Genomic DNA, 23,738 nt, shown 5'->3' with positions numbered 1-23,738 from the left:
CGTGCGAATTGGTGACGCAGCAAGCGGAACACAAACATTATTACAAGATACGGAGGTAGGTAATGTCAGGAGTGGAAATCCGGCAAGCTACCATTGAAGACTCGGCTTTAATCCATAAATTTGTCATAGAACTTGCGACTTATGAAAAAGCAGAACATGAAGCGTTAGCGACAGTCGCGGATATAGAAAACGCTTTGTTTGGCGATAATACGACGACTAAGGCCGTTATCTGTTATTTCAATAACGAACCTATTGGCTTTGCGGTCTATTTCTTCAATTTCTCAACATGGCTCGGTAAGCATGGGCTATATCTTGAAGATTTGTACGTTACTCAAAAATATCGTGGCGTCGGGGCTGGCAAAGCACTTTTGAAGTATCTTGCTAACATTGCAATATCGAAAAAATGCGGCCGTTTCGAGTGGAACGTACTTGACTGGAATGAACCTGCGATCCAGTTCTATGAGTCAATAGGCGCAAAACCGCAAAATGAATGGATAGGCTACCGTTTGACAGGAAAAGCGCTTGAAGACTTTGCAGTTAGTTAACAAGATATAACAAGTCGCAGCAGTTCGCGTCCGGTGGCCGCCCTTTCCTTGGCTTCTTCTTCGCCACTCCATAGGGCGAAACCCTGGAACATGATAAGGGCTAGGCCCAGCGTGGTAACTGCTGTGGGGGCGGCATGAATGCCGAACACTTCCGCCAGGTGCCAGGTGCCAGGTGCCAGGTGCCAGGTGCCAGGTGCCGCCGCTTAGCGGCGCCATCAGCGGCATTATGATCAGGCCGAAGAGGCTGATGGCTATACCTATAGCAACTGGTGAGTTTGTTGCGCGTGGCGCGTTATCCATTCCCCATCCCGTTAACGCCATCAATACCAGCAGCATGGCCTGGGCAATGAAAGCGTCTCCAATATAGCCCCCGGCCCAGTTGAGCGCTGCATAGCGCTGAAAGAAAAACGCGACGGCGACAAAGTCCTAAAGCGGGGCGGGTAGCAGGCAGTCTTCGTAAGAATCCTAGCTACGTTGTTGCGTCCGATACTCAGTAGGACTGACACCTGTCTCTGCGCGAAAGCGGTTGCTGAAATGACTGCTGGAGCCAAAACCGCAGCGTAGTGCGATCTCAGTCATATTTAGCGATGTTTCCGCCAACAAGTATTGCGCCCGGATAAGACGACGGTGCAGCACATAGCGATGTGGTGGGTAACCAGTGGCTTGTTTGAACATGCGGGCGAAGTGGTAGTCACTTAAGCCAGTGATACCCGCCATGCATGCCAGCGTAAGGGGTTGGTTCAGGTGATGCTCAATGAACTCCACCACTCGTTTTAATTGCCACGCAGGTAGTCCACCGGTTGGGCGCAGAGTTGGCAGTCGGTGCTGGCTATAGTGGCGTAGGGTGTGTATCAATGCCGTTTGGGTGGCGGAATCCAGCGCTAATTGATCCAGCGGGTCTTGCCAGTTGCTCTGGCCAAGGGTGGTGCAAAACAGCTGAGTGAGCAGGGCATCCTGGGCGAAGTCGATTTCGTCCAGTTGCACGCTTCGGCCATCTTTATCCCATACCTGTTCGATCAACTGACTCAGGTGAGTGTCGCTGAAATAGAAATGCAGTAGTGAGATAGGCCCATGCACGTCCCAACTTGTGATCAGATTGGCGGGCATTAAACACACGCTATTGCTGGTCTCGCTGGCAATGGTTTGTGATCCCTGCCTGCGTAGGGAGTTCTCCGCGCCGTTCAGATAAACGCTCAGAGTGTGGTGGTTTGAGTGAATTTTCTCAATACGGTCTTCTTGGTTACTCCAACGGGCCAGCGCCATGCCATTTTTTAGCTGGGTGCTACTTACTAGACGCGCCTGCGTCTGTTTCATCCTGGGATAGTGGCTCAAAGTGTCGGTGAACATGGGCGGCTCCTGGGAACTGCGTTAACAGTACTCAGGCTCAGCACGAAACTCAATTCAGCGAACCATTCAACCGCAAGAATAGACAAACTGGCGCAAACGCAGGCAAGCTAGCCAGCCGGGGTGAGCCGATACTATGGCTGACACTAACCACTCTGGGAATGGCAAGCCATGAATAGTCTTCTGTATATCTCAACAGTTCTTATCTGGGGCTCGACCTGGCTGGCTATCGCTTGGCAAGTGGGCGAGGTGGCGGTGCCGGTCTCGGTATTCTATCGTTTTCTCATCGCCGCGCTGGTGCTGTTGGCCGGGCTTACATTGTTGCGCCGACGCCAGGCTCTGCATACCAGGGATCATCTTTTCTGCCTGTTGCAGGGGGGCTGTGTCTTTGGTTTGAATTTCTACTGCTTCTATACCGCTGCGGGTTATCTGCCCAGCGGCCTAATTGCCATCCTGTTTTCTATGTCGATACTGTTTAATGCGGCCAATGGCTACCTGTTCTTTCGCACACCGGTTCCGCGGGTATTTTACCTGGCTTTGGCCCTTGGTCTGCCGGGCATGGCGCTGATTTTCTGGCAGGATCTGGTCACAGTTGAGGCTACGTGGGAACTGCTGGGCGCCATTGGTTTGACGTTGCTGGGTACCTACGGGTTTTCGCTGGGTAACATGGTGTCGGTCAGGCACCAGCGATGCGGCTTGAAAATCAACACCACCAACGCCTTTGCTATGCTGTATGGGGGGATGTTGATGGGGCTGATTGCCTGGGCTCAGGGAGCCAGTTTCAGCCTGCCAGCGGAACCGAGATATCTAGGTGCCCTGGTTTATTTGGCGGTAATAGGATCGGTGGGAGGCTTTGGTGCCTACTTTATGCTGGTCGGCCGTATTGGTGCCGGTAAGGCGGCTTATGCGACGGTATTGTTTCCTTTGGTTGCGCTGGCGCTGTCAACGGTGTTCGAGGGTTACCAGTGGCATGCGGATGCACTTATAGGGTTAGCAATGATTGTGAGTGGCAACCTGCTGATGTTTAATGCCCATCGTTTGGTTTGGCGGTGGCGGCAGCCTGTTTAGTGACTAATAAAGAGGGCACTGCATTTCAGTTGCGGTGGTTGGAGGCGCCGAGCCATACATGGGCGAAGAGTCGATCAGTCCGCCGTCATGCTCGAAGAATGCCTTAACTACTTCGGTACGCACATCGAGCAGCTTCGGATCACTGCCAACGTTGAATGTTCGCCAAGTGCCCATGCCGATAATGGCAGCGTTTTGTCCGTGCCCGCAAAGGTCTTCTGTTGCATCCCGCCCGTGTTGGCAAGAAGTGATACGGTTGGGAGCGTCATGGCGGTGAGCGTGGTGCCGATGATCGTAAGGCTTTGTCTGCGCGTGATGCGATGCTTGATGTGATGCTTCATAGCGGTCGCTCCTTCAGGTTTTTTTGAACCGGCACCGTGGCAGCCAACACCAGCACAAAGCATGTCAGCACAAATACCTTATTCACAAACCAGTTGGTACGCCAGATCGACCACTCAGGGTCGGCGAGAAAACGGACGAACAGGGTACAGATGATGAGGATTTCAATGACGGACATGCCCACCGCCAATGCACGCGTATAGCTAGGCCGTTCGAGCAGCGCCCAACCTAGCCAAACGTGCGCCAGTGGCCATAGATCCCAATAGATATGCCTTGCCCAGGGCTCGCCGTATGCCAGCCCGTACCCAATGGGAAACAGGTATTTAATGAACAGCGTCCACGCCGCCAGAATAAACAGCAGGTGGGCGAGAAAGCGAATCCAGGCGTTTGGTTGTGGGGCGGGCAGTGACATGACATCACTCCAGTGCTGGGCTGTTAATGACTCTTCTTCAAACCATCTTCAGAGACTGCTTGCGCATTGGGCGAGGATAGGCGGCATCGATCTGTGCCAGATCATCTTCGTCGAGTCTGACGTTATCTGCATCAAAGTTCTGTCTGAGGTGATCCAGTTTCACGGCTTTAGGAATAGCAATCACACCAGGGTGGCGCAGAGCCCAGGCGAGGGCGACTTGCGCGGTGGTGGCGCTGTGTTTGCCGGCGATGCGTTGCAGGGCGGCATCATGCAGTAGCGCGCCGCCTTGCCCGATCGGGCAATAGGCCATGAGCGGCATGTTTTGTTGTGCTTGCCAGGGCAGCAGGTCGTATTCAATGCCCCGTGCTTCGGGATTGTAGAGCACCTGATTGGTGGCGCAAGCTGGCTCGTTGAGCTCTGCTAAGTCGTCAATGTCGAAGTTCGACACACCCCAGCGCAGGATCTTGCCCTGCTCACGCAGCCGTTCGAAGGCTTCCACTGTTTCGCTCAGCGGGTACTGGCCGCGCCAGTGCAGCAGGTATAGATCGATAGTGTCGGTGCCCAATCGGCGCAGGCTGCGCTCGCAGGCAGCCTGAACACCCTTGGTGCTGGCGTTGTGCGGGTAGACCTTGCTGACCAGATACACCTCATCGCGCCGGTCACGGATCGCTTGGCCAACGACCTCTTCAGCACCGCCCTCGGCATACATCTCGGCGGTATCGATCAGCGTCATGCCCAGATCCAGCCCTTCGCGCAGCGCCCTGACCTCAGCCTGCCGCTGCCCTGCATTCTCGCCCATATGCCAGGTGCCCTGGCCGATACGGGGTACGCTTTCTCCGCCTAGTTTGATTGTCTGCATGTTCTCCTCCTGGTTGTTGGGTAAATGGATGAGAGGTGGGTTCTCGTCCTCTATATCATGCGAGAAGAGCGGAAGCATCGGGCGTACATGCTTAGGAGCAGCTAGCCAGGCGCGTCACTCGAATGCCTCCGCTTCGATACGTCAAAGTCATCGCTGCGCTTCAGGCAGGCCGTATAGCCGGGCCTAGGGGGAGCTTTGAATCTATTCCGGATCACTATGAGTTAATGCAGCTTGAACTCATTAAATTATTCAAGGAAAGAGTTCCAGAGTATGTACGATTAGCGACAGTCGAAAAATAGCTAGGTTAGCCACAGTGACCACTACCCTGGCAGCTAACCTCAGGTGGTCATAATACGATCAGTTCGGGTAAAGGTTGAGCTACTACAGCCTCTCGACAGCCAACGCCAAGTTGAGTGCCAAGGGTAGCCGCGGTATCAGTGTGGCCTGGTAAGCGTGGTAGAGATCGGGCTTGATGTCACCTTCGGCAGTGTCGATCTGCAGCTTACCGTCGAGCTCCTGATACCAGCCGCCCCGCGCGCGATCAATAAAGGTGGTGTCGATGAAATCCCAAAGCCGCCGATACCAGCGCTCGTAGTGGGCCTGATCGGTGCGTTGTAGAAACGCGGCAGCGGCGGCCAGTGCTTCGGCGTGAGTCCAGTGGCGACGCCGCAGGGAGTTTGGGCGACCCTCCCAATCCACGGTATACACTAGCCCTGGGGTGCCGTCGGTGGCCCAGCCGTCACGCAGGCTGGCGTCAAATAGCGCCGCAGCGTCAGCGAATAGCCAAGAAGGAGCTGCGCGGCCGCGAGATTCAAGCGCCGCCTCCAGTTGCAGCATCAGCCGCGACCACTCGAAACCGTGACCCGGCGTGGCGCCATAGGGATAGAACCCGTCGTCGGGGCAGTCGGCGTTGTGCTCCGGCCATTCTGACCAGTCGCCATGAAAATGCTCGAGGATGCGGTAATCCCGGGGAGCCGCGTGGTGGTGAATCAGCCGTTCAACGATGGCTAGCGCCCGGTCAAGCCATAGCGGTTCGTCGCGCACATCGGCTAGCGCCAAGCACAGCTCTACGCCGTGCATGTTGCTGTTACCGCCGCGGTAGTCGCTCAGTTCGCTCCAGTCCTGGCTAAAACTCTCGACAAAAGCTTGCTCATCCATCGACCAGAAGCGGGTGTCGATCACCCCAATGGCCTCTTCGAGCAGAGCAGCCGCGCCGGGAATGTCGGCGTGGGTCGCAGTGGCGGCACCGAGGGCGACGAAGTGATGGGTATAGCACTGCTTAGTGCGGTCGTCGCTGGTGGCGGGATCGGCCCCGAACCAGCCTCCGTGATGCTCGTCGCGCAGCTTGCCAGACAAAGCGCGAATGGCGTGCTCGGCCAGTGCTGCAGCACCTGGTAGGCCTTGTAGTGCCGCCAGGGCACAGCTGTGCGCCATGCGTGCGGTGAGCATGGTGTCGGCGCTGGCGCCGTCGGGAATGCGCCCGTCACCATCGAGTAGTGCGAAACCACCAGAGGCCAGACGCGCCTGGCGATGAAATTCGAACAATGCGAGCCCTTCGCGGGTCAGCCAGTGGTGATGGGTGGCACTATTGAGCCAGCGCCGGGGTTTTTGATCGGTGTCGTGGTTCATCGCAGCCATGCCTTATGTGATCGAGTGGGATCTTACCTCAGCCATTGACGATGGTGCCGCCGGTCTGACAGCTGGAAGGCTATAAGCGGTGCTTTGCTCAAGGGGCGTAGGTTATGTTTAATTGAGACACCGAGCCCTTTGTGGCCGCATACACAATCCATGCGCCAGATGCCAAAGCTACGTTATATGCTATGACCATGAATCCGACTTATAGAAAATGCAATCATAAAGACATACAACCTATCGCACCGTCAGGTGGCGCACTTCTCAGCCTGGTTCGCTTTTTTCATCGTCGCGCTTCGTTAGTTTCAGCGCAAAGTCTTTGCGCCAAAACAGTTGGTCAAGTATCGAATACCATAGCTTCTACATTTCCGCGTTTTTGCCACCCGTGAGAAGCGGCATTAAATATATATTGGAGTGCTATGTTTAGGCTCGAAGTCGCGGCATTAGTTACTGGTTTAGCAAGTATTGCAGTTGCTTTGCTCATCCCTTTTGCCTGGAGTTTGTTTCCCGAAATAATGCGCGCCTACTTTCTCGGTGGCGAGCCAGGGGCGATAGTCGTTGGAGTAGGTGTTTTAGTTGGGATAGTAGGAAGTATGCTGTTTGTTATAAACCTGTTTCGCAGGCAGTTCACTCTGTGGTGGGTGAGGCTATTAGCGGTGTTGGCTCTTTCCCTGGGCCTCGCCACGGTCGGTGCAACTGGAATTTAACAAACGTAAGCAGCAGACAGCTATCCGCAAATCACGAGCTTTTTTAGCGTGTGATTGGCTCTCCTTTACGCGCTCCACCAAGTTAGCCATAAAATGAACATCGTCTAATTTCTAATTGATTGATATTAAGCTTTATTAGAGTATGAGAGCGAATCGATTAGAATTGGACATATGATTAGCAACTTTACGATTGCCGGGTGGGGCAGCTATCGCCCTCACACCCTGTTAACTTCGCGCGCCCTGGACGAGCGTCAAGGTCAATCGGCCGGCTGGACAGAACGCCAGTTTGGCATCGCTGCGCGCCATGTCGCGAGCGAGGATGAGACCACCTCGACGATGGCGACTGAGGCAGCCCGTGAGGCGCTGAACCGCGCTGGCTGGGGCAATACACCGCCCGACGTCATCATTGGCGGTTGTGGCGTTATGGAGCAACCGATTCCGTCTACAGCCGCTTTAGTCCAGAACCGACTCGGCTTTGGCCAGTCCGGCGTGCCTAGCTTTGATGTTAACCAGACCTGTTTATCCTTTATGGTGGCACTGGATATCGCCGCCATGGGCATTGCCTGCGGGCGCTGGCGGCGCGCGCTTGTATTTGCGAGTGACATCGCGTCGGCAGGGCTTAACCCTGAGGAGCCGAAAACGCGGTCCATCTTTGGCGATGGCGCAGCGGCGCTGGCGATTGAGGCGACGTCAGACCCAACCTGCGGAATGCGCTCAAGCGTTACGGTTACCCATGGTGCTCACCACGCGCTAGCGCAGCTTCGGGCGGGCGGCACAAAGTTGCGCATCGCTGAAGGTTACCAGGCGCTGGTCGCCGGTTCCTATTTCGAGATGGACGCCTTTGGCATCTTCAAGGCCGCTGCCAAAGCGTTGCCTGGCGTCATTGAGCGTGCGCTCGAACAGGCGGAAATAAGCAAGGATGATCTTGCCTGCGTGATTTGCCACCAGGCGAGTGCGCCAGGGGTCGAGCATATCAAGCGGCTTTTCGCGCCCAACAGTGACCGCGTGGTCAATATCTTCCCAACGACCGGTAACCAGATCGCCGCCTCAATCCCGACCGTGCTCGCCTATGCTCTCACCACGGGGGGCGCCAAGCCGGGTGACTATATCCTGCTGTTGGGCACCGCCGCGGGGATCAGTGCCAGTGCCATGGTGCTTAATCTATGAGCCAACGGCGCATCCTTATCACCGGGGCGACCGGCGGGCTGGGCATGGCGCTGGTGCGCGAGGCGCTAAAACGCGGGCATGCTGTGCGAGCCACAGGGCGTTCGCAGGCGGCGGGCGAGGCGCTTACGTCACTCGGCGCGCAGTTCGTTAGGGCGGATCTTAGCCATCCAAAAGCTGATTTTCGCGGGCTCTTAAAGGATGTCGATAGCGTGATTCATGCCGCCGCCTTATCGGCCAGCTGGGGCCCCCGGCGAGCATTTGAGATCCACAACATTCAACTGACAGAACGCCTGCTTGAAGCGGCCAGCCGCTCGGGCGTTGAACGTTTCGTATTTGTTTCTTCGCCGTCAATTTTTGCGGCGTATCGTGACCGGATAGCCATCGGCGAATATGACGGCCCTGCGCTTCAGCCACTTAACCACTACGCACGTACCAAGCTCGCGGCGGAAAGTCGCGTGCTTGCGCCGCGGGAAGACGCCATGGCCTGCTGCGCCATTCGCCCGCGCGCACTGGTGGGGCCGGGCGACCGGGTGATCTTGCCCAAGCTGGCCGAACTGGCGGGGCGCGAGCGGATGCCGCTTCCGCGTGGCGGCAGGGCGCTGATTGAGTTGACCGATCTGCGCGACGCAGCATGGGCCATCTGCGCCGCTGAGGAGCAGGCAGTTGGGCTTGCCGGAAAGGCAATCAACATATCGGGAGGTAACCCTATTGCGGTACGAGAGGTGGCTGGTAAGCTCGCCGATGCGTTAGGCAAAACACCGCAGCTTGTCTCACTGCCGGTTGGCTTGGCGCGTGCTATCGCTGTGCTCAGTGAAAACGCTGCGCTGCTGATGCGCTCCGCCCGCGAGCCGATGCTGACACGTTACAAGCTGGCGACGCTGGCCTACTCTCAGACCTTTGATCTTGAGCCTGCTCAGCGACTACTCGGCTACCGACCCCAGCATGATGCACTGGCAACCCTGCTGGCCGAAGCGCGGCAGCTTGCCATGCAGGAAAAGCAGCCATGATCCGCGTCGGATTTCGCTGGCTTGAACGCGGTTTATGCCGCCATCCAGAGATCGCCACTTTCTCAGGTGGGAGCCTATGTGCGGTTGATTTTCCCGCCATGGTGGGGGTGATTGATCACCCGACGCGGGGTATTTTGTTGTTCGATACCGGCTATGATCCTGCTTTTATCAATGCAACCGAGACGTTTCCCGAGCGGTTCTATCGCTGGACAACGCCGGTCAAAATTGATGCACAGCAGGCGTGGAGCGCCTGGCTCGCGACCCATGGGATTGAAGATAGCGCGATTGCCGGCACCATCATCTCGCATTTTCATGGCGATCATGTCGCCGGGATGTGCCACCTTGCCCAGCGGCCGGTCTATTGCGCCCGTGCGGGTCTGTCCGAATTGCGCCGACCGGGTCGCTTTGGCCGCGTGTGCCAGGGCCTGCTGCCTGCACTGGTTCCTCAGGCGGCCGATGCCAATGCTCGCTTTTTCGAAGATGCTCCAGCAGTGGCGCTACCCAGCGGATTTGCGCCCTTTAACGAAGGTCGTGACATCCTGGGCGATGGTAGCCTGATCGCCGTCGAACTGCCCGGCCACTGCGTCGGCCACTGGGGGCTGGCACTGCGCACCAACGACGATCGCCAGGTCTTGCTCGCTGCCGATGCGGTGTGGCTTGGCAAGTCAATCACGCAGCGCCGACCGCCGCCGCGGCTTACCACCACGCTTCTCGGCGATACCCATCGTTATCGCGCAACGCTAAACCTATTGAGCGAGGCGGCGTGCTGCAATGGCGACTTGGTCATCCTGCCTTCACATTGCGCTGCCAGTGCCAAGCTTTTTGGCGGCCATGATGCGAACTGACCGGGTCTTAGCCGCGTGGATACGAGCGCGGCGTGCGCTGAGCATGTCGCCGGGGCAACTGGCTATGCGGCGAGCCAGCATGTGGCGCAAGCTGCAGCCTGTCATCGCCCTTACGCCCGCACGGGCACGCTATGCCGGTCGTGATTTGGCTGAGTTTCCAGTCACTGAAATCGCGGATCTTCGTGCTGATTACGGCGCCTGGAACAGCCTAGATATGAGCGATGGGGAACTGCGCGAGTTGGCCGCCGCCGCGGAACAAGACACAGCCGTTGGCGAACTGTCGGCAGGCTGGTCGACCGGAACGGGAGGCGGTGCGCGAGGGCTCTTTCTCGCCAGCCCCGCAGAACGTGCCGACTACATCGGCCAGAGCCTGGCCCGACTGCTACCGGCGCGTGCCTTGCTCAAGCGCCAGCGGCTCGCCCTGCATTTGCGCGCCAGTAATGCGCTTTACAGCGATGTGGGGCGAGGGCGGTTTACGTTTGCACATTTCCCCCTCGAAGCGTCGATTGAACAGAGCATTGCGGGCTTGGCGCAATTCGCGCCGACGATCCTGATCGCACCGCCCCATCGGCTGGCCGCTTTCGCTGAAGCAGGGGCGCATTTCCCCTCGCTGCAGTATCTGTTTTGCGGCAGCGAACCGGCCGGTGACGCGGAGCGTCACTACTTTACTGAGCGATTGGGGGTAAGGCCACGCCAAATATACCAAGCGACCGAAGGGTTTCTGGCCGCTGAGTGTGCCAACGGCAGGCTGCATCTCAACGATCATGCGATGGCTATCGAGCTTGAGCCGGTTCCCGGCACGCCCGGCTATCGACCGATCATTACCGACCTTCGCCGCACCAGCCAACCGATTGTCCGTGTTCGCGGCGACGATTATCTTGAGCTCGACTGTTGTTCCTGCCCGTGCGGTTTTGCGGGTCGCGTCATCCATGCGCCTCAAGGCCGGGTGAACGATATCTGGCGCTTTGCAGATCGCAGCGTTACGCCACCCCAAGTGGTAGCCGCGCTTGAGACGGTGCTGGGGGGCGACAAAATCTGGCAGGCAGAAGCAGGGCCTGAGCGCGTCGTGCTACACCTGTCGCCGCTTTGCCCAGCCGCGATTTCAACTACGGCTGCACGGGCGCTGAGCCAGGCATGCGCTTTGCAGGTGCCGGTTGAAGTCGCCCATGATCTGAGCGCGTGGAGCGGCCCCAAGCGCCGTAAAGTGGTGTGGCGTGATGGCTAGACGCGTGCTTATTACCGGCGCCCGGGCGGTTGCCGCGCTGGATATTGCCCGGGATTTCGCCGCGGCCGGATGGGAGCCGCATCTGGCTGACAGCGTACCGGTGCGCATGGCGCGCTGGTCGAAAGCACCTGCGCGGGTTCACCGCTATCCCGCGCCACGGCAGCAGGGCGAAGCCTTTCACGCGCGTATTGTCGAGCTAGTCGATACCTTCGGTTTCGAGCGGGTGGTGCCGACCTGCGAGGAGGTTTTCCATCTTGCGGCGCCCGCCCTTCAGTGCCGATTGGGTGAGCGCCTGTTTGTGCCTAACCTTGCCACGTTACGCCAACTACACGACAAGCTCGCCTTTGCGCGCCACTGTGGCGAATGGGGCTTGCCCGTGCCGGAAAGCCATCCGATAGACTCCGTAGAAGACTTGACTCGCTTCGCTAGCAGAAGTCGCGAGTGGGTGTTCAAACCGCGCTTCAGCCGATTTGGTGATAGCGCGCTGGTCGCCCCTGACCGGCCTGCGTTGGCCGCTATTACACCCAGCCCCGACAACCCCTGGATGGCACAAGCGCGTATCCATGGTGAAGAAGTTTGCTTTCATGGCGTGGCGCATCGGGGAGAATTGGTTGCCTTTGCAGCCTACCGTTCCAGCTGGCGCCTGGGCGGGGGAGCTGGCTATGCTTTCGATCCTGTCGCTGATCACCATCGCGAAGCGCTGCGAACAATAGCTGCTCGCCTGGCGCAGTGTGCCAATATCCACGGGCAGTTCGCCTGCGATGCAATGTTCGATGCAGCTGGCGCTGCCTACTTGCTTGAGTGCAATCCGCGCGCGACTAGCGGCGTGCATCTGCTTACTGGTGCCGGTCATCTTGCCCATGCAATCGGTGACGGGATCGCCGCACCTGATGCCGCGCCACGCACTCTTTATCTTGGCCCGGCGATGGTCGCATTTGGCCTGCCGCAGGCGGTGCGTGGTGCGCGTATGCGCGATTGGTGGCGCTGCGTTGCTACCGGGCGCGACGTGGTGTCTCGGCCTGGCGATCGCTGGCCTTTGCTTGGTGCGCTTTGCGACGCCGCTTCCTTCTCCCTGATGGGTTTCAAACACAATATCTCGACTAATGCCGCCGCCACTTACGATCTCGAGTGGAATGGTGAGGAGCTGCCTTAATGACATTTCCCCAGTCAGTCCGCGATGCCTGGCACCTGGTTGCCTTATCGAAAGACCTGAAACGCGGCAAAGCGCAAAAGGTCATGTGTTGCGATACACCGATTGCACTCTTTCGCAGCGAAGAGGGGATTGGCGCCTTGGTTGATCGCTGCCCGCACCGCAATTACCCACTTTCTGAAGGGCGTGTGCACAAGGGGGCACTCGAGTGCCCTTACCACGGCTGGCGCTTCGCAAGCGATGGAACCTGTATCGAAGTGCCCGGTTGTTTGGTCGATACGGCCCATGATCAAAAGCTGAAGGCCGACGCACTGTGCGTAGTCGAACGGCACGGCGGGATCTTTGTGGCGCTTTCTGACGCGGCACCGCCCGAGCCCGTGTTACCGCCTGATTTTGGCAACCCTGAACTTGATCATTTCTGGTGGCAACAAGGCACCTGGGTGGGTCGCGCCTACGATGCGGTTGAAAATGTGATGGATCCGTTCCACACCAATCATCTGCATCATGGTTTTATTCGTCGCCGGGATCGACGCTTGCCAGTGGAGCTGATTGTTACCAGCCACGGCGACGGGATCGATATGGCCATCGAGCAAACCCAGCCTGACTATGGTCTGATGTCGCGCTTTTTGGAGCGCGACCGCTCGCGCAGTGTATCGCGCTATTATCCGCCCACTACGGTTCAAGCGCGGTGGGAAGGTGAGACCAAGCTAACCCTGTGTGTCACCGCCATTTTCACGCCAGCGACGGGAAACAGTTTCACGCCTTTCGCGCGCTTTTCGACACCCAAGGGGTTGGCGCCAAGCTGGCTCAAACAAGCAGCCATACGATTGTTCCTGGCCCCAGTGGTCTCGCAGGATCGTCGTGCACTAGAGCGCCAACACGAAGTGATGACTCACTTCGGACAACCTAAATTCATCTCTGGACCTGGCGATATTCTCAAAACCCGATTGCATCGGCTCTGGGTCGGTGAGCAGTTAGAGCCCGGCACTGATCCAGCCGTGGAGGTAAGGCTTTAGCCCCCGCGTAAACCGTAGTCAATGCGGGGAGCAGCCACCTTAATCAATCCGAACATCGCTTGCCTCTGCGCGGGCTTGTATTTGTTGCCTGACGCTTTCGAGGCTGGGCTGCAAGCTATATAGGCAGATACCACTCTGATAGGCGTTTAACGACCCTGGTATGGGCTGTAAATCGGTTGACGGTTTGGTATTTCGACAGCCGTCAGCATTTTCATCCTGCGCTGCGCCTAACTCAGTCAGCGTGCCTAGATGCTGCCAGCCTGCATTGTGCTCGGTATAGACCTGTCCATGCGAGCTGTAGGACGCGTAGATAAGCCATTGTAATTCATGCTCATTGCTTACCTGAAACGCTTGGCAGGGTTCAACTTGGCTTAGGCAGGCTGAGCCCTGCTCAATTAACAAGGCGAGCAGTGGCTCGGGTAGCGTGGCGTCTTCAGGGTTCACGCTAAACTGCTGGGCGACATCATCCAGGTTGTGGGTATCCACGAGAGGATCCTGGTTCCAGCGATTGGTTTGCTTTAGCGAGAGATCAATACGCCGTATCAGCTCAGGTCGCGATTGGGCAAACTCGCTGTCAGCAAGTGCTTGTAATGCCAAACTGCCCGGCTGGCCGAGGTGAAAGCGTAGATAGCGGTAGTCGAAAGCATCCACAGTGGTGCGTCCGTCTATCAACCGCTTGACCTGATGCTGGGCCACCCAGTGGCGCATATCCGCCAGCGGCGTATTAACCACGATCAGCGCCCCGGCCACCAGCAGGGCCAAGCCAACATTGGCGCGCTGTAGATTGGGTAGTGCTGCTTGCCGTCGCCAAAGCAGAATCAAACTATAGCTGAAGGTAAAGGCCGCGGTTAGCACTTGCAGCAGTGCCGCCCAGAGCCTATCCAAGCTGAGTCCATATTGGTCGATTCGTAGCCAGAGCGCCCAGGCGGCCAGCAGGCTACCTATCGGCAGCAATACGACGGCGAGCATAATGGCGCTGCGTAACCATATAGGATAGGGCAGCTTGTTATCGGTTTGATAGAAAACGGCGTTGAAGAACAACAGCAGGGTCAACATCAGCGCCATAAGTATTTGCGCGGCTCTGCCGGTATCCCATATCGGCTGCAGGCCGGTCCAGGGCAGCACGGCAAAGAACATCAATATGATTAGGGCAACCAGCGGCAGTAGCGCCTTGATAAGCGCTTCGCACATCAGTCTTACGCTCGCGATAAAACGAAAGCGATTGCGGATCATCACCAGCCCCATGCCAATCACCAGCCAGGTGACTGGATAGAAAAAAGCGGGTGTTTGGAACAATGTTTTGAAAAAGTCTAAGCCAATGGCTGAAAAGAGCGCTGCCCACAAAGATAGCAAGCTCCAAAAAACGCCAATGAACAGGCCTAGTTGGGCGATTGTCAGGGCGTGCTCCCATGAATAATCCAACATGGGCTGATAGGTTTTTGGCCAAGTGCCACTGGCGGCGCTGCTACGAAAGAACAGCGCAAGAATAAACAAGGCAACTCCTACGGCCATGCAAAAGGCAAAGGTAAACGGGTGACCTCCCCACTGCTGTGGCTCGGGCACCTGCTCGACCCAGCCAAGGTGCCAGCCCAGCCAAAACAGTAGGGGAGCTAGCAGCAGCGGTAGGAAGTTGATGCGATCACGCAGTCGTACGATGCTGATCAGATAAAAAGCTGGCAAGGCGACCGCGACGGTGTAGAGCGCCTTAAGCCAGCGCTGGTCGGCGACCAGCCAGTACTCATGGTCGATAGCCAAATGCAGCGCATAGAGCGCGCAACCCTGTACAACGGCGAGAAAAATCAAGCCCAGGCTAGTGGCCCGATCCAGGGTATTTAGGCGATTATCGTCCATGACAGCTCTTCTACGGTTGAGTGGCGGCGTGAGGCCCGTAATTCTTCTAAGCAGCTAACGGGCTCTAAATAACTAGCTGGCCCTAGGTAATTAACTAGCCCTAAGCAACTATAATAACGCGAGGAAGTTACAAAGGTTGCAAAGTGCAAAGGTAGACGGCACGAAATACTGCTAATTAATTATGCTGTGCTTTAGGCACGTCGTAAAGCCGGGCCAGGGAGGAGTTTTGAATCTTCTGTTTATATGCAGCGCAAATAGACTCCGCAGTCCGACGGCTGAACGTGTCTTTTCAGCTTACCCCGGTATTCAAGCAATCGGAGCTGGAACAAGTTCGAGTGCTAAAACGCCCGTTTCTTGGCGCTTAATTGAGTGGACTGACATCGTCCTAGTGATGGAAAAGAGCCATCGGGATGAAATCACCAAGACGTACTGGGAGTTACTCAAGGGGAAGAGATTAGTCTGCCTGGATATTCCCGACCACTACGAGTTAATGCAGCCTGAACTCATCACCCTGCTCAAGGAAAGGGTTCCTGAGTATGTGCGGTTGTCGGCAGTCGAAACATAGCGAGGAGCTGGTGCGCCGTAGGATTGATAATAGCGCTGACGAGCCGTTCTCCGCTCATTTCAGGTTTATATGAAATTATACTTATAAAAAACTTGGTTTTTTAAAGCTCTGGTCAGGTAAAGTTTACTTGGACTGCCATGAGCCATAACCAGGAGGGAAGCATGTATCGAGTAGTGATCGTTCTATGTATTTTTTTAGCGGGCTGCACCACAAAACTTTGGGAGCCCAAGCCAGAGAGAGTGATGGCCGTCAACGGCTTCTACGTTAATAAAGAAACGAACGATTTAGTGGTCACCACGCGGCGTGAAGCTTTTTTGTTTCCCTCTCAGCAGCAACTTGGCCAGGCGCTGATGCTTAGCCGAGAAGTTGAGTTTCTTCCCGAATTTAGCGGCTTCTCGCTCTCTAGCTCCAATGTGGTGACCGGCAGCATTAAGCTTACACTGCATGAACAGAACCCTTCAGCCGAACTTGTCAGTCAATTAACCGCATTGGGCTTTACGAAAAACCCCGTCACCGATAGCTTCCAGTTGATACGGGAGATTAGAGGCGAGCGATATACCATTGAAGGAAGTTTGCCGCTTGAAAAGCTCGTAAAGGAGTATCAAGTCAGTATGAGCATGCCCAGGGGCCCCATCGATACAGCCGGGCGTGTTATCGCAACGCCTGTTGCCATTACATTTGATGCGGCCGCAACGGTCGTGGCGATTCCTCTCTTCGTACTCTTTGCGGTGTCACAGGGTTTGTTTGGGCCATGAGTAAACAGAGCGTCTTAACGAGCTCACAGGGGAAGTTTAAAAACAGTTGCCTACAGAGTCTGACTAATGCCTAGGCTTTTTCTGAAAAGTCGGCGTGCGCAGGCCAGGTAAGGACACAGCCTATTAAAAAGAATCGGATTCGCGTGCGAATTTACGGGTTGTAAATGAGTGCTTTGATTGGACTCGTGCACGAGCCGATTTTTAATAAGAGTATGGCCAAGCGTAATAGTTAACCAGAGGTTTCCTGGTATTTATTAAAGAACGGAGGTTAAGGGTGGGACTACTCGATAACTTTAAGAAGAAGCGTGCTATTAAAGGCTACATAGAGAAACTGCCTAACGTCTTGGTCAACGATTATGGCCGCCAGGAATATTACACACAGCTGCAGGTAAGGCGGAGTATTGAGCGTGCGGGGCTAAATAGCCAGCATCAGCACTACGCGCTGGCGATGTATGCTAATCGTCCAGAATTTGTCGCTTATCAGAGCGAGATACATGAAAATTTCAGCTATGAAAAACTGCGTGAAGAGGTCGGCGGTGCCTACTTTTCGGGTAGTACTGAGTTCAACTGTTCAAGCGTAATAGCAGCGTCAGCGAGTTTTGGAGGTGACGCGTCTAGCATCGATTGCTCTGGCGGCGGAGGAGATGGCGGCGGTCAGTGAGCCAGTAATAGCCCATGGCGAGGCTACTTGCATCTGTTTTAGCCAATATGTTAAAGCTGCCAATGCATTGTTCCAGCAAGCCGATAGCCATCTTAAAAGCTAAAGCTGTTTGAAAAGTCGTGTGTGCTGCCGCATCAAGCAGCCAGTGCTGGTCATCACAAAGCCGCCTATAAGCTCAGTCCCGTGGCCGATGAACTTGTCCAGCTTGTTTTTCATTAGGCCACTGTCCTGATGAATTATCTGCTCGTGATGCGTGAGAACATTCCTACTTTGGCTATGTAGATTGTGAAGGTTTCGCCGAGATTGTTCACGACTATCAGCGTCGTGGAGTTAATATCTTTTAGAGAATCACTGATAAACCGTGGGGCCTGCATGAGTTTGGGGTAGTAACACCCGAGGTCATAAGCTTATGTTTGATGAAGATATTGGGCCACCTAAAAACTCAAAAACACTCTCTATCTGGTTCGATTTTTACCATCGCCGCATTTCGTCAGTGTAGGAAACTACATTCCAGCAAAAGTGGTGTGACCCGTGATTCCATATGAAGCACAACAAGCGCAATCCATCGCGGAAGACGTGCTTGGCGAGTCGATTGTGGGTATTTATCTTTTTGGTTCTGCCGTTGCCGATGGCTTACAGCGTAACAGCGATGTTGATGTTCTGGTGGCAGTGAGCGACTCACCAACCTGTAAGCAGAGGGAGGCTCTGGTTGCGCAGCTGATGAAGGTCTCTGGCACGATTGGCAATGCACAAGCTACCAGGCCAGTAGAGCTGACGGTCATCACGATCTCTGATGTTGTGCCCTGGCGGTTCCCGCCGCGGGCGGAACTTATATACGGTGAGTGGTTGCGGGATGAGTTCGAGGCAGGGCACATCCCGAAACCAGCCTGTGATCCTGATCTGGCGATTGTGCTGAAAAAGGTGATCGATAACAGCCTGCCGCTATATGGGATCAACGCCGCTGAGGTGTTTGAGCCAGTGCCAATGGCTGATGTCCAAAGAGCGATTCGTGATTCCTTGCCTACGTTGCTGGCAGAGACAGCAGGTGATGAACGCAATGTGCTCTTAACCTTGTCTCGCATGTGGCTGACCGTAGCAACGGGTGATATTGCTTCAAAAGATGTGGCAGCAGAGTGGGCAAAGGAACAGCTGGCAAAGGAAGATGCGGCTTTATTGGACTACGCTAAGCAAGGCTACCTCGGAAAGGTCGTCGACCAATGGCAGGGGAAGCAGGGGGAGTTCCAGGCGCTAATTTGTTCCATGCGGCAATCCATCGAAACGTGCCTTGCCACCCCGCATTGATAGAAGCGCTGACCCTTACCGAAAGGGAGGTGACTATGGTGCTACTCAAGCACTGAGTCGGCTATTGGTATCAACCCATGAATTAGATCTTTCTGCGGAGCGAGAACAAACGGGCTTTAAAGAAGAAGGGCCAAATATGCCAACAACTAAACACCCTTTACCGCAAGTTGTCTCCCCTGAAGAGTGGGAGGCGGCACTCAACCGATTGCTCATTAAAGAAAAAGAACACACTCGGGCACGCGATGCCTTGAGCGCTGAGCGGCGCAAGCTACCCATGGTGAAAATGGAAAAGCCTTATGTCTTCCAGGGCGATGAGGGCAGTGTGTCCTTCCTTGACTTGTTCGCTGGGCGACGTCAACTGATTGTTTACCATTTCATGTTTGCCCCCGATTGGAAGGCGGGGTGTGATGGGTGCTCGTGGGTGGCCGATGCCATGACGCACCCGGCGCACCTCCATGCACGTGACACTTCGCTGGTCATGGTGTCACGCGCTCCGCTAGAGAAAATCAATCAATATAAGACGCGCATGGGCTGGACGATTCCCTGGTACTCCTCTTACGGAAGCGACTTCAACGAGGATGTCGGCGCAACGACAGAGGAGGGCGAAAGGCATGGCGCGAGTGTCTTCCTCCGCGATGGAAACGACATTTATCGTACCTACTTTACCGGTGCCCGTGGCGTCGAATATTTAGGTAGCCACTGGACATACCTGGATTTGACGCCGTTTGGTCGCCAGGAAACCTGGGAGGACTCACCGGAAGGTTGGCCACAGACGAAGCCGTATGTGTGGAACCGCCGCCACGACGAGTATGGCGGCTGAAACTCATATGTGAGCTAAACAACCATTGAAGTGAGGCGTTTTTTTGCAGATTGTGCATGTGTTTCAAAGGCCGTTCTGTTCAAGCGTTAGTTTGCAATCAATGGCAATTTAAGAACACCTTCCCTCCAAATGAAATCGAGGAGTGAGGATTGCCCCGGGGCCGCTTTTATCTAGAGCTTTGTTATGCAGCGTAATACGCAACCCTCCTTTAACACCAATCATCTAACGCTCCGGCCACGGAGGCTAAGTGATCTCGAAGAGTGTTTGAGAATGGATCGTGATCCAGAGGTAACGCGGTTCGTCCAGGGGCCTTGGCATAAGCCTAGCGCTCATAGAAGCTTTGTGGTTGAGCGGATTGAGCAAGTGTATCCCTCTGGGCTGGGCTATTGGACGATCCGTGATCGTGAAACAGAAAAATTCTACGGTTGGGTTCTTTTAATTCCTTACCATGTGCTAAAGCCTGAAGTAGAGATCGGTTGGCGCTTAGTCAGGGATGCGTGGGGTAAAGGGGTCGCTACAGAGGCAGCGAAGATTATTCTTGAGCATGGGCTCAACACCGTTGGGCTTCCTCGCATAGTTGCGGATATAGACCCACAGAATATTGCGTCAGCTCGCGTAGCCGAAAAAATTGGTATGAAATATGTCGAGGATCGCATCTTAGGTGGCAGTAAATTTCTTTCGTTTCAAAGCAGATCTATAGTAGCTGTATAACCTGAAGCTCAGTCTGATCACCTCGGTTTGCAATCTTATAAGGAACCGAAAAAACTAAGCCTTAAAAAGCTCTTCAACCATAATATCAATAAATACCCGTAGCTTGGGGGCCAAGTGTTTGCTGGAGGGCCATAGCTTATAGTGATCACCACTCTCCTAACGCAACCTCTCTCATCACCCAAATGCGTTGGCACGGAGGTCACCATCTATGACCCCGATCTTGATTCCTTAGGAGTGTGCGCTGATCGAATTGTGGCGTGTCTCACTGAAGCCTTTTCGACAGGTTAAAAATGTCTAAAGAGAGCTATGACAAAAAATGCTAACGCCCCCGAGCCTCCATACCATGTGGTTATTTTTAGCAGCCATCGCACTGAGGGAGGAAACGGAGGCGCGGAAATGGCTTCTTCGGATTATTGACACTTACTGATTTTCCCGTCGCAACGCCCAGACAGGATGTTCAGCTAGGCGCTCTTCCAGAAACGCTACAAACGCCCTTACCCGAGGCGGCACCAGCTGCCGCTGGGGCATCACCGCGTAGATACCGGTTTCCGTTAATCGGTAATCCGGCAATACCACGCTCAATTGACCGCTGCGCAGGTATTCGTGGATGTGCCACACCGAGTGCTGTGCGATGCCCAGGCCGCCGAGTACCGCCTCGGTGAGCATTTCACCCTGATTGCTGCGTATGCGGCCGCCTACCTGTACCGCCTCGCTTTGCCCTTGTTTGTCGGTGAGATGCCAGATGTCCTGCCGACGCCGACTGCTGGAAAGTACCAGGCATTGGTGATCGGCCAGGTCGCCGGGGTGTTGTGGGGTGCCGTGGCGTTTCAGGTAGTCGGGAGAGGCGCACAGTACCCGCTCGTCGTCGGCCAGGCGTCGCGCCACCAAACTGGAATCTTCCAGAATGCCGATGCGAATGCCCAGATCGTAGCCCTCGCCCACCAGATCCACTACTTGGTCAGTCAGGCCGACACACAGATCCAGCCGGGGATAACGGTTAAGGAACTCGGGCAACAGCGGCGAAATGTACTGACGCCCGAAGGAGTGGGGTAGGGTGACGCGCAGGGTGCCGGTGACGTTGTCGGCGCCGCTGCGTAGATCCTGGGTGAGTGCTTCCAGCCCCTCCACTAGATCGCGGCCCTGTTCCGCCAGCGCCAACCCCTCGGGGGTGGGGTGAAGGCGTCGGGTTGTGCGGTGCAGTAGTCGTACATTGAGGCCCTTTTCCAACCGCTGCAGACGTTGACTGGCCACGGCCACCGAGAGGTCAAGGCTGCGGGCGGCGGCGCTGATCGTACCCAGATCCACCACGCGAAGAAAGAGAGCGATGTCGCTTAGACGATCCATGATGGTCTCATTATCAATAAAATATTGAAAGTCATTAAAGATCCTAAAGGTATCAAGGAGGGTGATGCAGGTCTAGCATTCGCCTCATCATTCCCTGATGGACGTTTTGATGATGACTTCAACCTCTTCGCGCCCGATCCCCTGGGCGCTCTACGCTTTGACCATTGGTGCCTTCGGCATCGGCACCACCGAGTTCGTGATCATGGGGGTGCTGGAGCAAGTGGCCGCCGATCTGGATGTGAGCATCCGCCAAGCGGGCCTGCTGATCTCCGGATATGCCCTGGGTGTGTTCGTGGGCGCGCCGTTGCTCACCATTGCCAGTGCCCGCTGGCCTCGCAAGAAGGTGCTGGTGGCGTTGATGGTTATTTTTACCCTCGGCAACCTGGCCTGCGCGCTGGCTCCGAACTACTCGATGCTGATGGTTGCCCGGGTGGTGACCTCCCTAGCACACGGCACTTTTTTCGGCGTCGGTTCGGTGGTCGCCACTGGCCTGGTGGCGCCGGACAAACGGGCCAGTGCCATCGCCACGATGTTCACCGGCTTGACCGTGGCGACGCTGCTGGGCGTGCCCGCTGGCGCTTGGCTGGGGCACGAATATGGCTGGCGCACCACCTTCTGGGCAATCACCGGTGTGGGCGTACTGGCGACCCTGGTGATCGCCCTCATGGTGCCTCGCGACAGCGGTGACGGAGAGGTATTGGGTTGGCAAAAGAGTCTGGCGTCGATCGGTCGACCCACGGTGTTGCTGGGGTTGCTGATGACAGCGCTTGGCATCGCCGGGGTGTTCACCGTGTTTACCTACATCCAGCCGATGCTGACCGGCATCGCCGGTTTCTCCCAGGATGCGGTGTCGCTGATTCTGCTGGTATTCGGCGTTGGCATGATCGTCGGTAACCTGCTCGGCGGGCGTCTCGCGGATCGGGGGCTGGCACCGGCCCTGATTATCACATTGGCAGTGCTGGCGGCGGTGCTGGGTCTGTTTCCTTTTGCGCTCGGCTATCAGTGGACAACGGTGGTCTTCGTCGGCCTGCTGGGCATGGCCGGTTTCGCTACGGTGGCGCCCTTGCAACTGTGGGTACTTAACCGGGCGGAAGGCGCGGCCAGCCTGGCGTCCAGCTTCAATATCGGTGCGTTCAATCTGGGCAATGCCATTGGTGCGGGCTTGGGCGGTGTGGTGATTGAGCGCAGCGGCAGCTTTACCGCCGTGCCTGGCGCCGCCGCACTGGTTGCTCTTACCGGACTGGCGGTGGCCGTTTGGGCCATCAAACGTGAGCATGGCGAGTCCCTTCGGCCCGCCCCGGCAATTTCCTGCGAACAGGAGTGAGTGTGATGGAATATCGTTATCTAGGGCGGTCTGGTTTCAAGGTGCCTGCATTGGGTTTCGGGGCCGGCACCTTCGGTGGCAAGGGGCCGCTGTTCAGTGCCTGGGGCAATACCGATGTTGAGCAAGCGAAGCGGCTGATCGATATATGTCTGGACGCTGGGGTCAATCTGTTCGACTCCGCAGATGTTTATTCCGATGGTGCATCGGAAGCGATCCTTGGTGCGGCGATCAAAGGCCGTCGTGACCGGGTGATCGTGTCCACGAAACTGTCACTACGCAGCGGGGATGACGCCAATGACGTGGGCAGCTCTCGACACCACTTGATCCGCGCCACCGAGCGCGCACTAAAAAGGCTGGGAACCGATTATATCGATGTGCTGCAACTGCATCACTTCGATGCCATGACCCCGGTGGAGGAGGTGATGTCCGCACTGGATGATCTGGTGCGGGCTGGCAAGGTTCGCTACCTGGGGGCGTCCAATTTCTCTGGCTGGCAGTTGATGAAGTCCCAAAGCGTTGCTGAGCGTTATGGCTATGCGCGCTTCGTGGCGAACCAGACGTATTACTCCCTGGTGGGCAGAGATTACGAGTGGGAGCTGATGCCATTGGGGCAGGATCAAGGCCTGGGTGCTCTGGTGTGGAGCCCGCTGGGCTGGGGCCGCCTGACCGGTAAGATTCGTCGCGGCCAACCACTGCCCGTCGGGAGCCGTCTTCACGAGACCGAAGGATTCGCGCCACCTGTGCCGAATGAAAGACTGTACCGGGTACTGGACGTGCTATTCGAGATCGCTGACGAAGTCGGCAAGAGCGTGCCCCAGGTAGCGATTAACTGGTTGCTGCGCCGTCCGACGGTGTCATCGGTTTTGATAGGTGCCCGGGACGAAACCCAGTTACGGCAGAATCTTGGTGCGGTTGGCTGGCGCCTTGATGAGTCTCAGGTTGCACGATTAGACGTGGCGAGCGCGGTAACTCCACCTTACCCCTATTATCCCTATTGGAACGGCCAGTTCGCTGAGCGTAATCCACCACTGGTATGACTGAAATAAACTGAAAAAGCCGGGCCCACGACAGGCACGGCGACTGAGGGGGGAC

General features: G+C 56.2%; 24 protein-coding genes. 17 read left to right on the top strand and 7 right to left on the bottom strand.

The genetic code is table 11. The features are described 5' to 3' along the window. Positions 1-62 precede the first annotated feature (62 nt). On the top strand, positions 63-545 hold the full coding sequence (locus ACW17M_RS10445) for an N-acetyltransferase family protein (RefSeq protein WP_457547352.1): 483 nt from the start codon (positions 63-65) through the stop codon (positions 543-545). Positions 546-1,010: 465 nt separating this feature from the next. Here ACW17M_RS10445 and ACW17M_RS10440 read toward each other — a convergent pair whose 3' ends face one another. Then, positions 1,011-1,892, bottom strand: a complete 882-nt coding sequence (locus ACW17M_RS10440) for a helix-turn-helix domain-containing protein (protein ID WP_009287226.1) — start codon at positions 1,890-1,892, stop codon at positions 1,011-1,013. A gap of 168 nt (positions 1,893-2,060) precedes the next feature. Between ACW17M_RS10440 and ACW17M_RS10435 the strand changes: the two genes are divergently transcribed. Further along, positions 2,061-2,957 carry a DMT family transporter gene (locus ACW17M_RS10435; protein ID WP_009287227.1) on the top strand — a complete coding sequence of 299 codons (897 nt, stop codon included), beginning with the start codon at positions 2,061-2,063 and terminating at the stop codon, positions 2,955-2,957. Between the two features lie 107 nt (positions 2,958-3,064). Here the strand turns inward: ACW17M_RS10435 and ACW17M_RS10430 are convergent, their stop codons facing one another. From ACW17M_RS10430 to ACW17M_RS10415, 4 genes are all read right to left on the bottom strand, one after another. Continuing rightward, positions 3,065-3,295, bottom strand: coding sequence for a hypothetical protein (locus ACW17M_RS10430; protein WP_342583886.1), 231 nt, complete (start codon positions 3,293-3,295; stop codon positions 3,065-3,067). Then, positions 3,292-3,705, bottom strand: a complete 414-nt coding sequence (locus ACW17M_RS10425) for a hypothetical protein (protein WP_027959845.1) — start codon at positions 3,703-3,705, stop codon at positions 3,292-3,294. The genes ACW17M_RS10430 and ACW17M_RS10425 overlap by 4 nt, the downstream gene beginning before the upstream one ends. A gap of 37 nt (positions 3,706-3,742) precedes the next feature. Further along, positions 3,743-4,564 (bottom strand): aldo/keto reductase, encoded by an 822-nt coding sequence (locus ACW17M_RS10420; protein ID WP_027959844.1) that lies wholly within the window; start codon positions 4,562-4,564, stop codon positions 3,743-3,745. 381 nt (positions 4,565-4,945) lie between these two features. Next, entirely contained in the window at positions 4,946-6,193 is a 1,248-nt protein-coding gene (locus ACW17M_RS10415) for an AGE family epimerase/isomerase (RefSeq protein WP_027959843.1), read from the bottom strand. A 422-nt stretch (positions 6,194-6,615) separates the two neighbouring features. Here ACW17M_RS10415 and ACW17M_RS10410 point away from each other — a divergent pair, with 422 nt between their 5' ends. The 7 genes from ACW17M_RS10410 (at position 6,616) to ACW17M_RS10380 (ending at position 13,313) form a co-directional block, all read left to right on the top strand. Beyond that, a complete protein-coding gene (locus ACW17M_RS10410) occupies positions 6,616-6,903 on the top strand; it encodes a hypothetical protein (RefSeq protein ID WP_027959842.1) in 288 nt (95 codons plus the stop codon). Positions 6,904-7,074: 171 nt separating this feature from the next. Continuing rightward, the gene (locus ACW17M_RS10405) at positions 7,075-8,070 is read left to right on the top strand and encodes a 3-oxoacyl-[acyl-carrier-protein] synthase III C-terminal domain-containing protein (protein ID WP_457547351.1); all 996 of its coding nucleotides are present in this window, start codon (positions 7,075-7,077) and stop codon (positions 8,068-8,070) included. Next, positions 8,067-9,077 carry an NAD-dependent epimerase/dehydratase family protein gene (locus ACW17M_RS10400; protein ID WP_427768580.1) on the top strand — a complete coding sequence of 337 codons (1,011 nt, stop codon included), beginning with the start codon at positions 8,067-8,069 and terminating at the stop codon, positions 9,075-9,077. Before ACW17M_RS10405 ends, ACW17M_RS10400 begins: the two co-directional genes overlap by 4 nt. Beyond that, complete coding sequence (locus ACW17M_RS10395) at positions 9,074-9,922, top strand: MBL fold metallo-hydrolase (RefSeq protein WP_041157819.1); 849 nt, start codon at positions 9,074-9,076, stop codon at positions 9,920-9,922. Before ACW17M_RS10400 ends, ACW17M_RS10395 begins: the two co-directional genes overlap by 4 nt. Beyond that, entirely contained in the window at positions 9,849-11,147 is a 1,299-nt protein-coding gene (locus ACW17M_RS10390) for a hypothetical protein (protein WP_152618893.1), read from the top strand. The genes ACW17M_RS10395 and ACW17M_RS10390 overlap by 74 nt, the downstream gene beginning before the upstream one ends. Continuing rightward, positions 11,140-12,300: an ATP-grasp domain-containing protein gene (locus ACW17M_RS10385; protein WP_427768584.1), complete on the top strand. Its 1,161-nt coding sequence runs from the start codon at positions 11,140-11,142 to the stop codon at positions 12,298-12,300. The genes ACW17M_RS10390 and ACW17M_RS10385 overlap by 8 nt, the downstream gene beginning before the upstream one ends. Continuing rightward, positions 12,300-13,313: a Rieske 2Fe-2S domain-containing protein gene (locus ACW17M_RS10380; protein WP_457547350.1), complete on the top strand. Its 1,014-nt coding sequence runs from the start codon at positions 12,300-12,302 to the stop codon at positions 13,311-13,313. Before ACW17M_RS10385 ends, ACW17M_RS10380 begins: the two co-directional genes overlap by 1 nt. 39 nt (positions 13,314-13,352) lie before the next feature. On the opposite strand, the gene ACW17M_RS10375 is transcribed toward ACW17M_RS10380, so the two are convergent. Further along, the gene (locus ACW17M_RS10375) at positions 13,353-15,164 is read right to left on the bottom strand and encodes a DUF4153 domain-containing protein (RefSeq protein ID WP_041157821.1); all 1,812 of its coding nucleotides are present in this window, start codon (positions 15,162-15,164) and stop codon (positions 13,353-13,355) included. Positions 15,165-15,390: 226 nt separating this feature from the next. Here ACW17M_RS10375 and ACW17M_RS10370 point away from each other — a divergent pair, with 226 nt between their 5' ends. The 6 genes from ACW17M_RS10370 (at position 15,391) to ACW17M_RS10345 (ending at position 19,978) form a co-directional block, all read left to right on the top strand. Continuing rightward, complete coding sequence (locus ACW17M_RS10370) at positions 15,391-15,729, top strand: low molecular weight protein tyrosine phosphatase family protein (RefSeq protein WP_041158123.1); 339 nt, start codon at positions 15,391-15,393, stop codon at positions 15,727-15,729. 161 nt (positions 15,730-15,890) lie between these two features. Next, entirely contained in the window at positions 15,891-16,484 is a 594-nt protein-coding gene (locus ACW17M_RS10365) for a hypothetical protein (protein ID WP_457547349.1), read from the top strand. 274 nt (positions 16,485-16,758) lie between these two features. Next, positions 16,759-17,145: a DUF6559 family protein gene (locus ACW17M_RS10360; RefSeq protein WP_027959836.1), complete on the top strand. Its 387-nt coding sequence runs from the start codon at positions 16,759-16,761 to the stop codon at positions 17,143-17,145. Between the two features lie 531 nt (positions 17,146-17,676). Continuing rightward, on the top strand, positions 17,677-18,447 hold the full coding sequence (locus ACW17M_RS10355; protein WP_027959835.1) for an aminoglycoside nucleotidyltransferase ANT9: 771 nt from the start codon (positions 17,677-17,679) through the stop codon (positions 18,445-18,447). A 136-nt stretch (positions 18,448-18,583) separates the two neighbouring features. Then, positions 18,584-19,267: a DUF899 domain-containing protein gene (locus tag ACW17M_RS10350; protein WP_027959834.1), complete on the top strand. Its 684-nt coding sequence runs from the start codon at positions 18,584-18,586 to the stop codon at positions 19,265-19,267. 183 nt (positions 19,268-19,450) lie between these two features. Next, complete coding sequence (locus tag ACW17M_RS10345; RefSeq protein ID WP_009287232.1) at positions 19,451-19,978, top strand: GNAT family N-acetyltransferase; 528 nt, start codon at positions 19,451-19,453, stop codon at positions 19,976-19,978. 420 nt (positions 19,979-20,398) lie between these two features. Here the strand turns inward: ACW17M_RS10345 and ACW17M_RS10340 are convergent, their stop codons facing one another. Beyond that, positions 20,399-21,322 (bottom strand): LysR family transcriptional regulator, encoded by a 924-nt coding sequence (locus ACW17M_RS10340; RefSeq protein WP_009287233.1) that lies wholly within the window; start codon positions 21,320-21,322, stop codon positions 20,399-20,401. A 97-nt stretch (positions 21,323-21,419) separates the two neighbouring features. Here ACW17M_RS10340 and ACW17M_RS10335 point away from each other — a divergent pair, with 97 nt between their 5' ends. Both ACW17M_RS10335 and ACW17M_RS10330 read left to right on the top strand, forming a co-directional pair. Beyond that, a complete protein-coding gene (locus ACW17M_RS10335) occupies positions 21,420-22,646 on the top strand; it encodes an MFS transporter (RefSeq protein ID WP_101148310.1) in 1,227 nt (408 codons plus the stop codon). Positions 22,647-22,651: 5 nt separating this feature from the next. Then, positions 22,652-23,683 carry an aldo/keto reductase gene (locus ACW17M_RS10330; RefSeq protein ID WP_161463328.1) on the top strand — a complete coding sequence of 344 codons (1,032 nt, stop codon included), beginning with the start codon at positions 22,652-22,654 and terminating at the stop codon, positions 23,681-23,683. The last annotated feature ends 55 nt before the right edge of the window (positions 23,684-23,738 follow it).

Source organism: Vreelandella sp. 2A-K22 (genome assembly GCF_054065485.1).
Note: the sequence above shows the minus strand (reverse complement) of the source record. Positions and strands in the feature narration are given on the sequence as shown.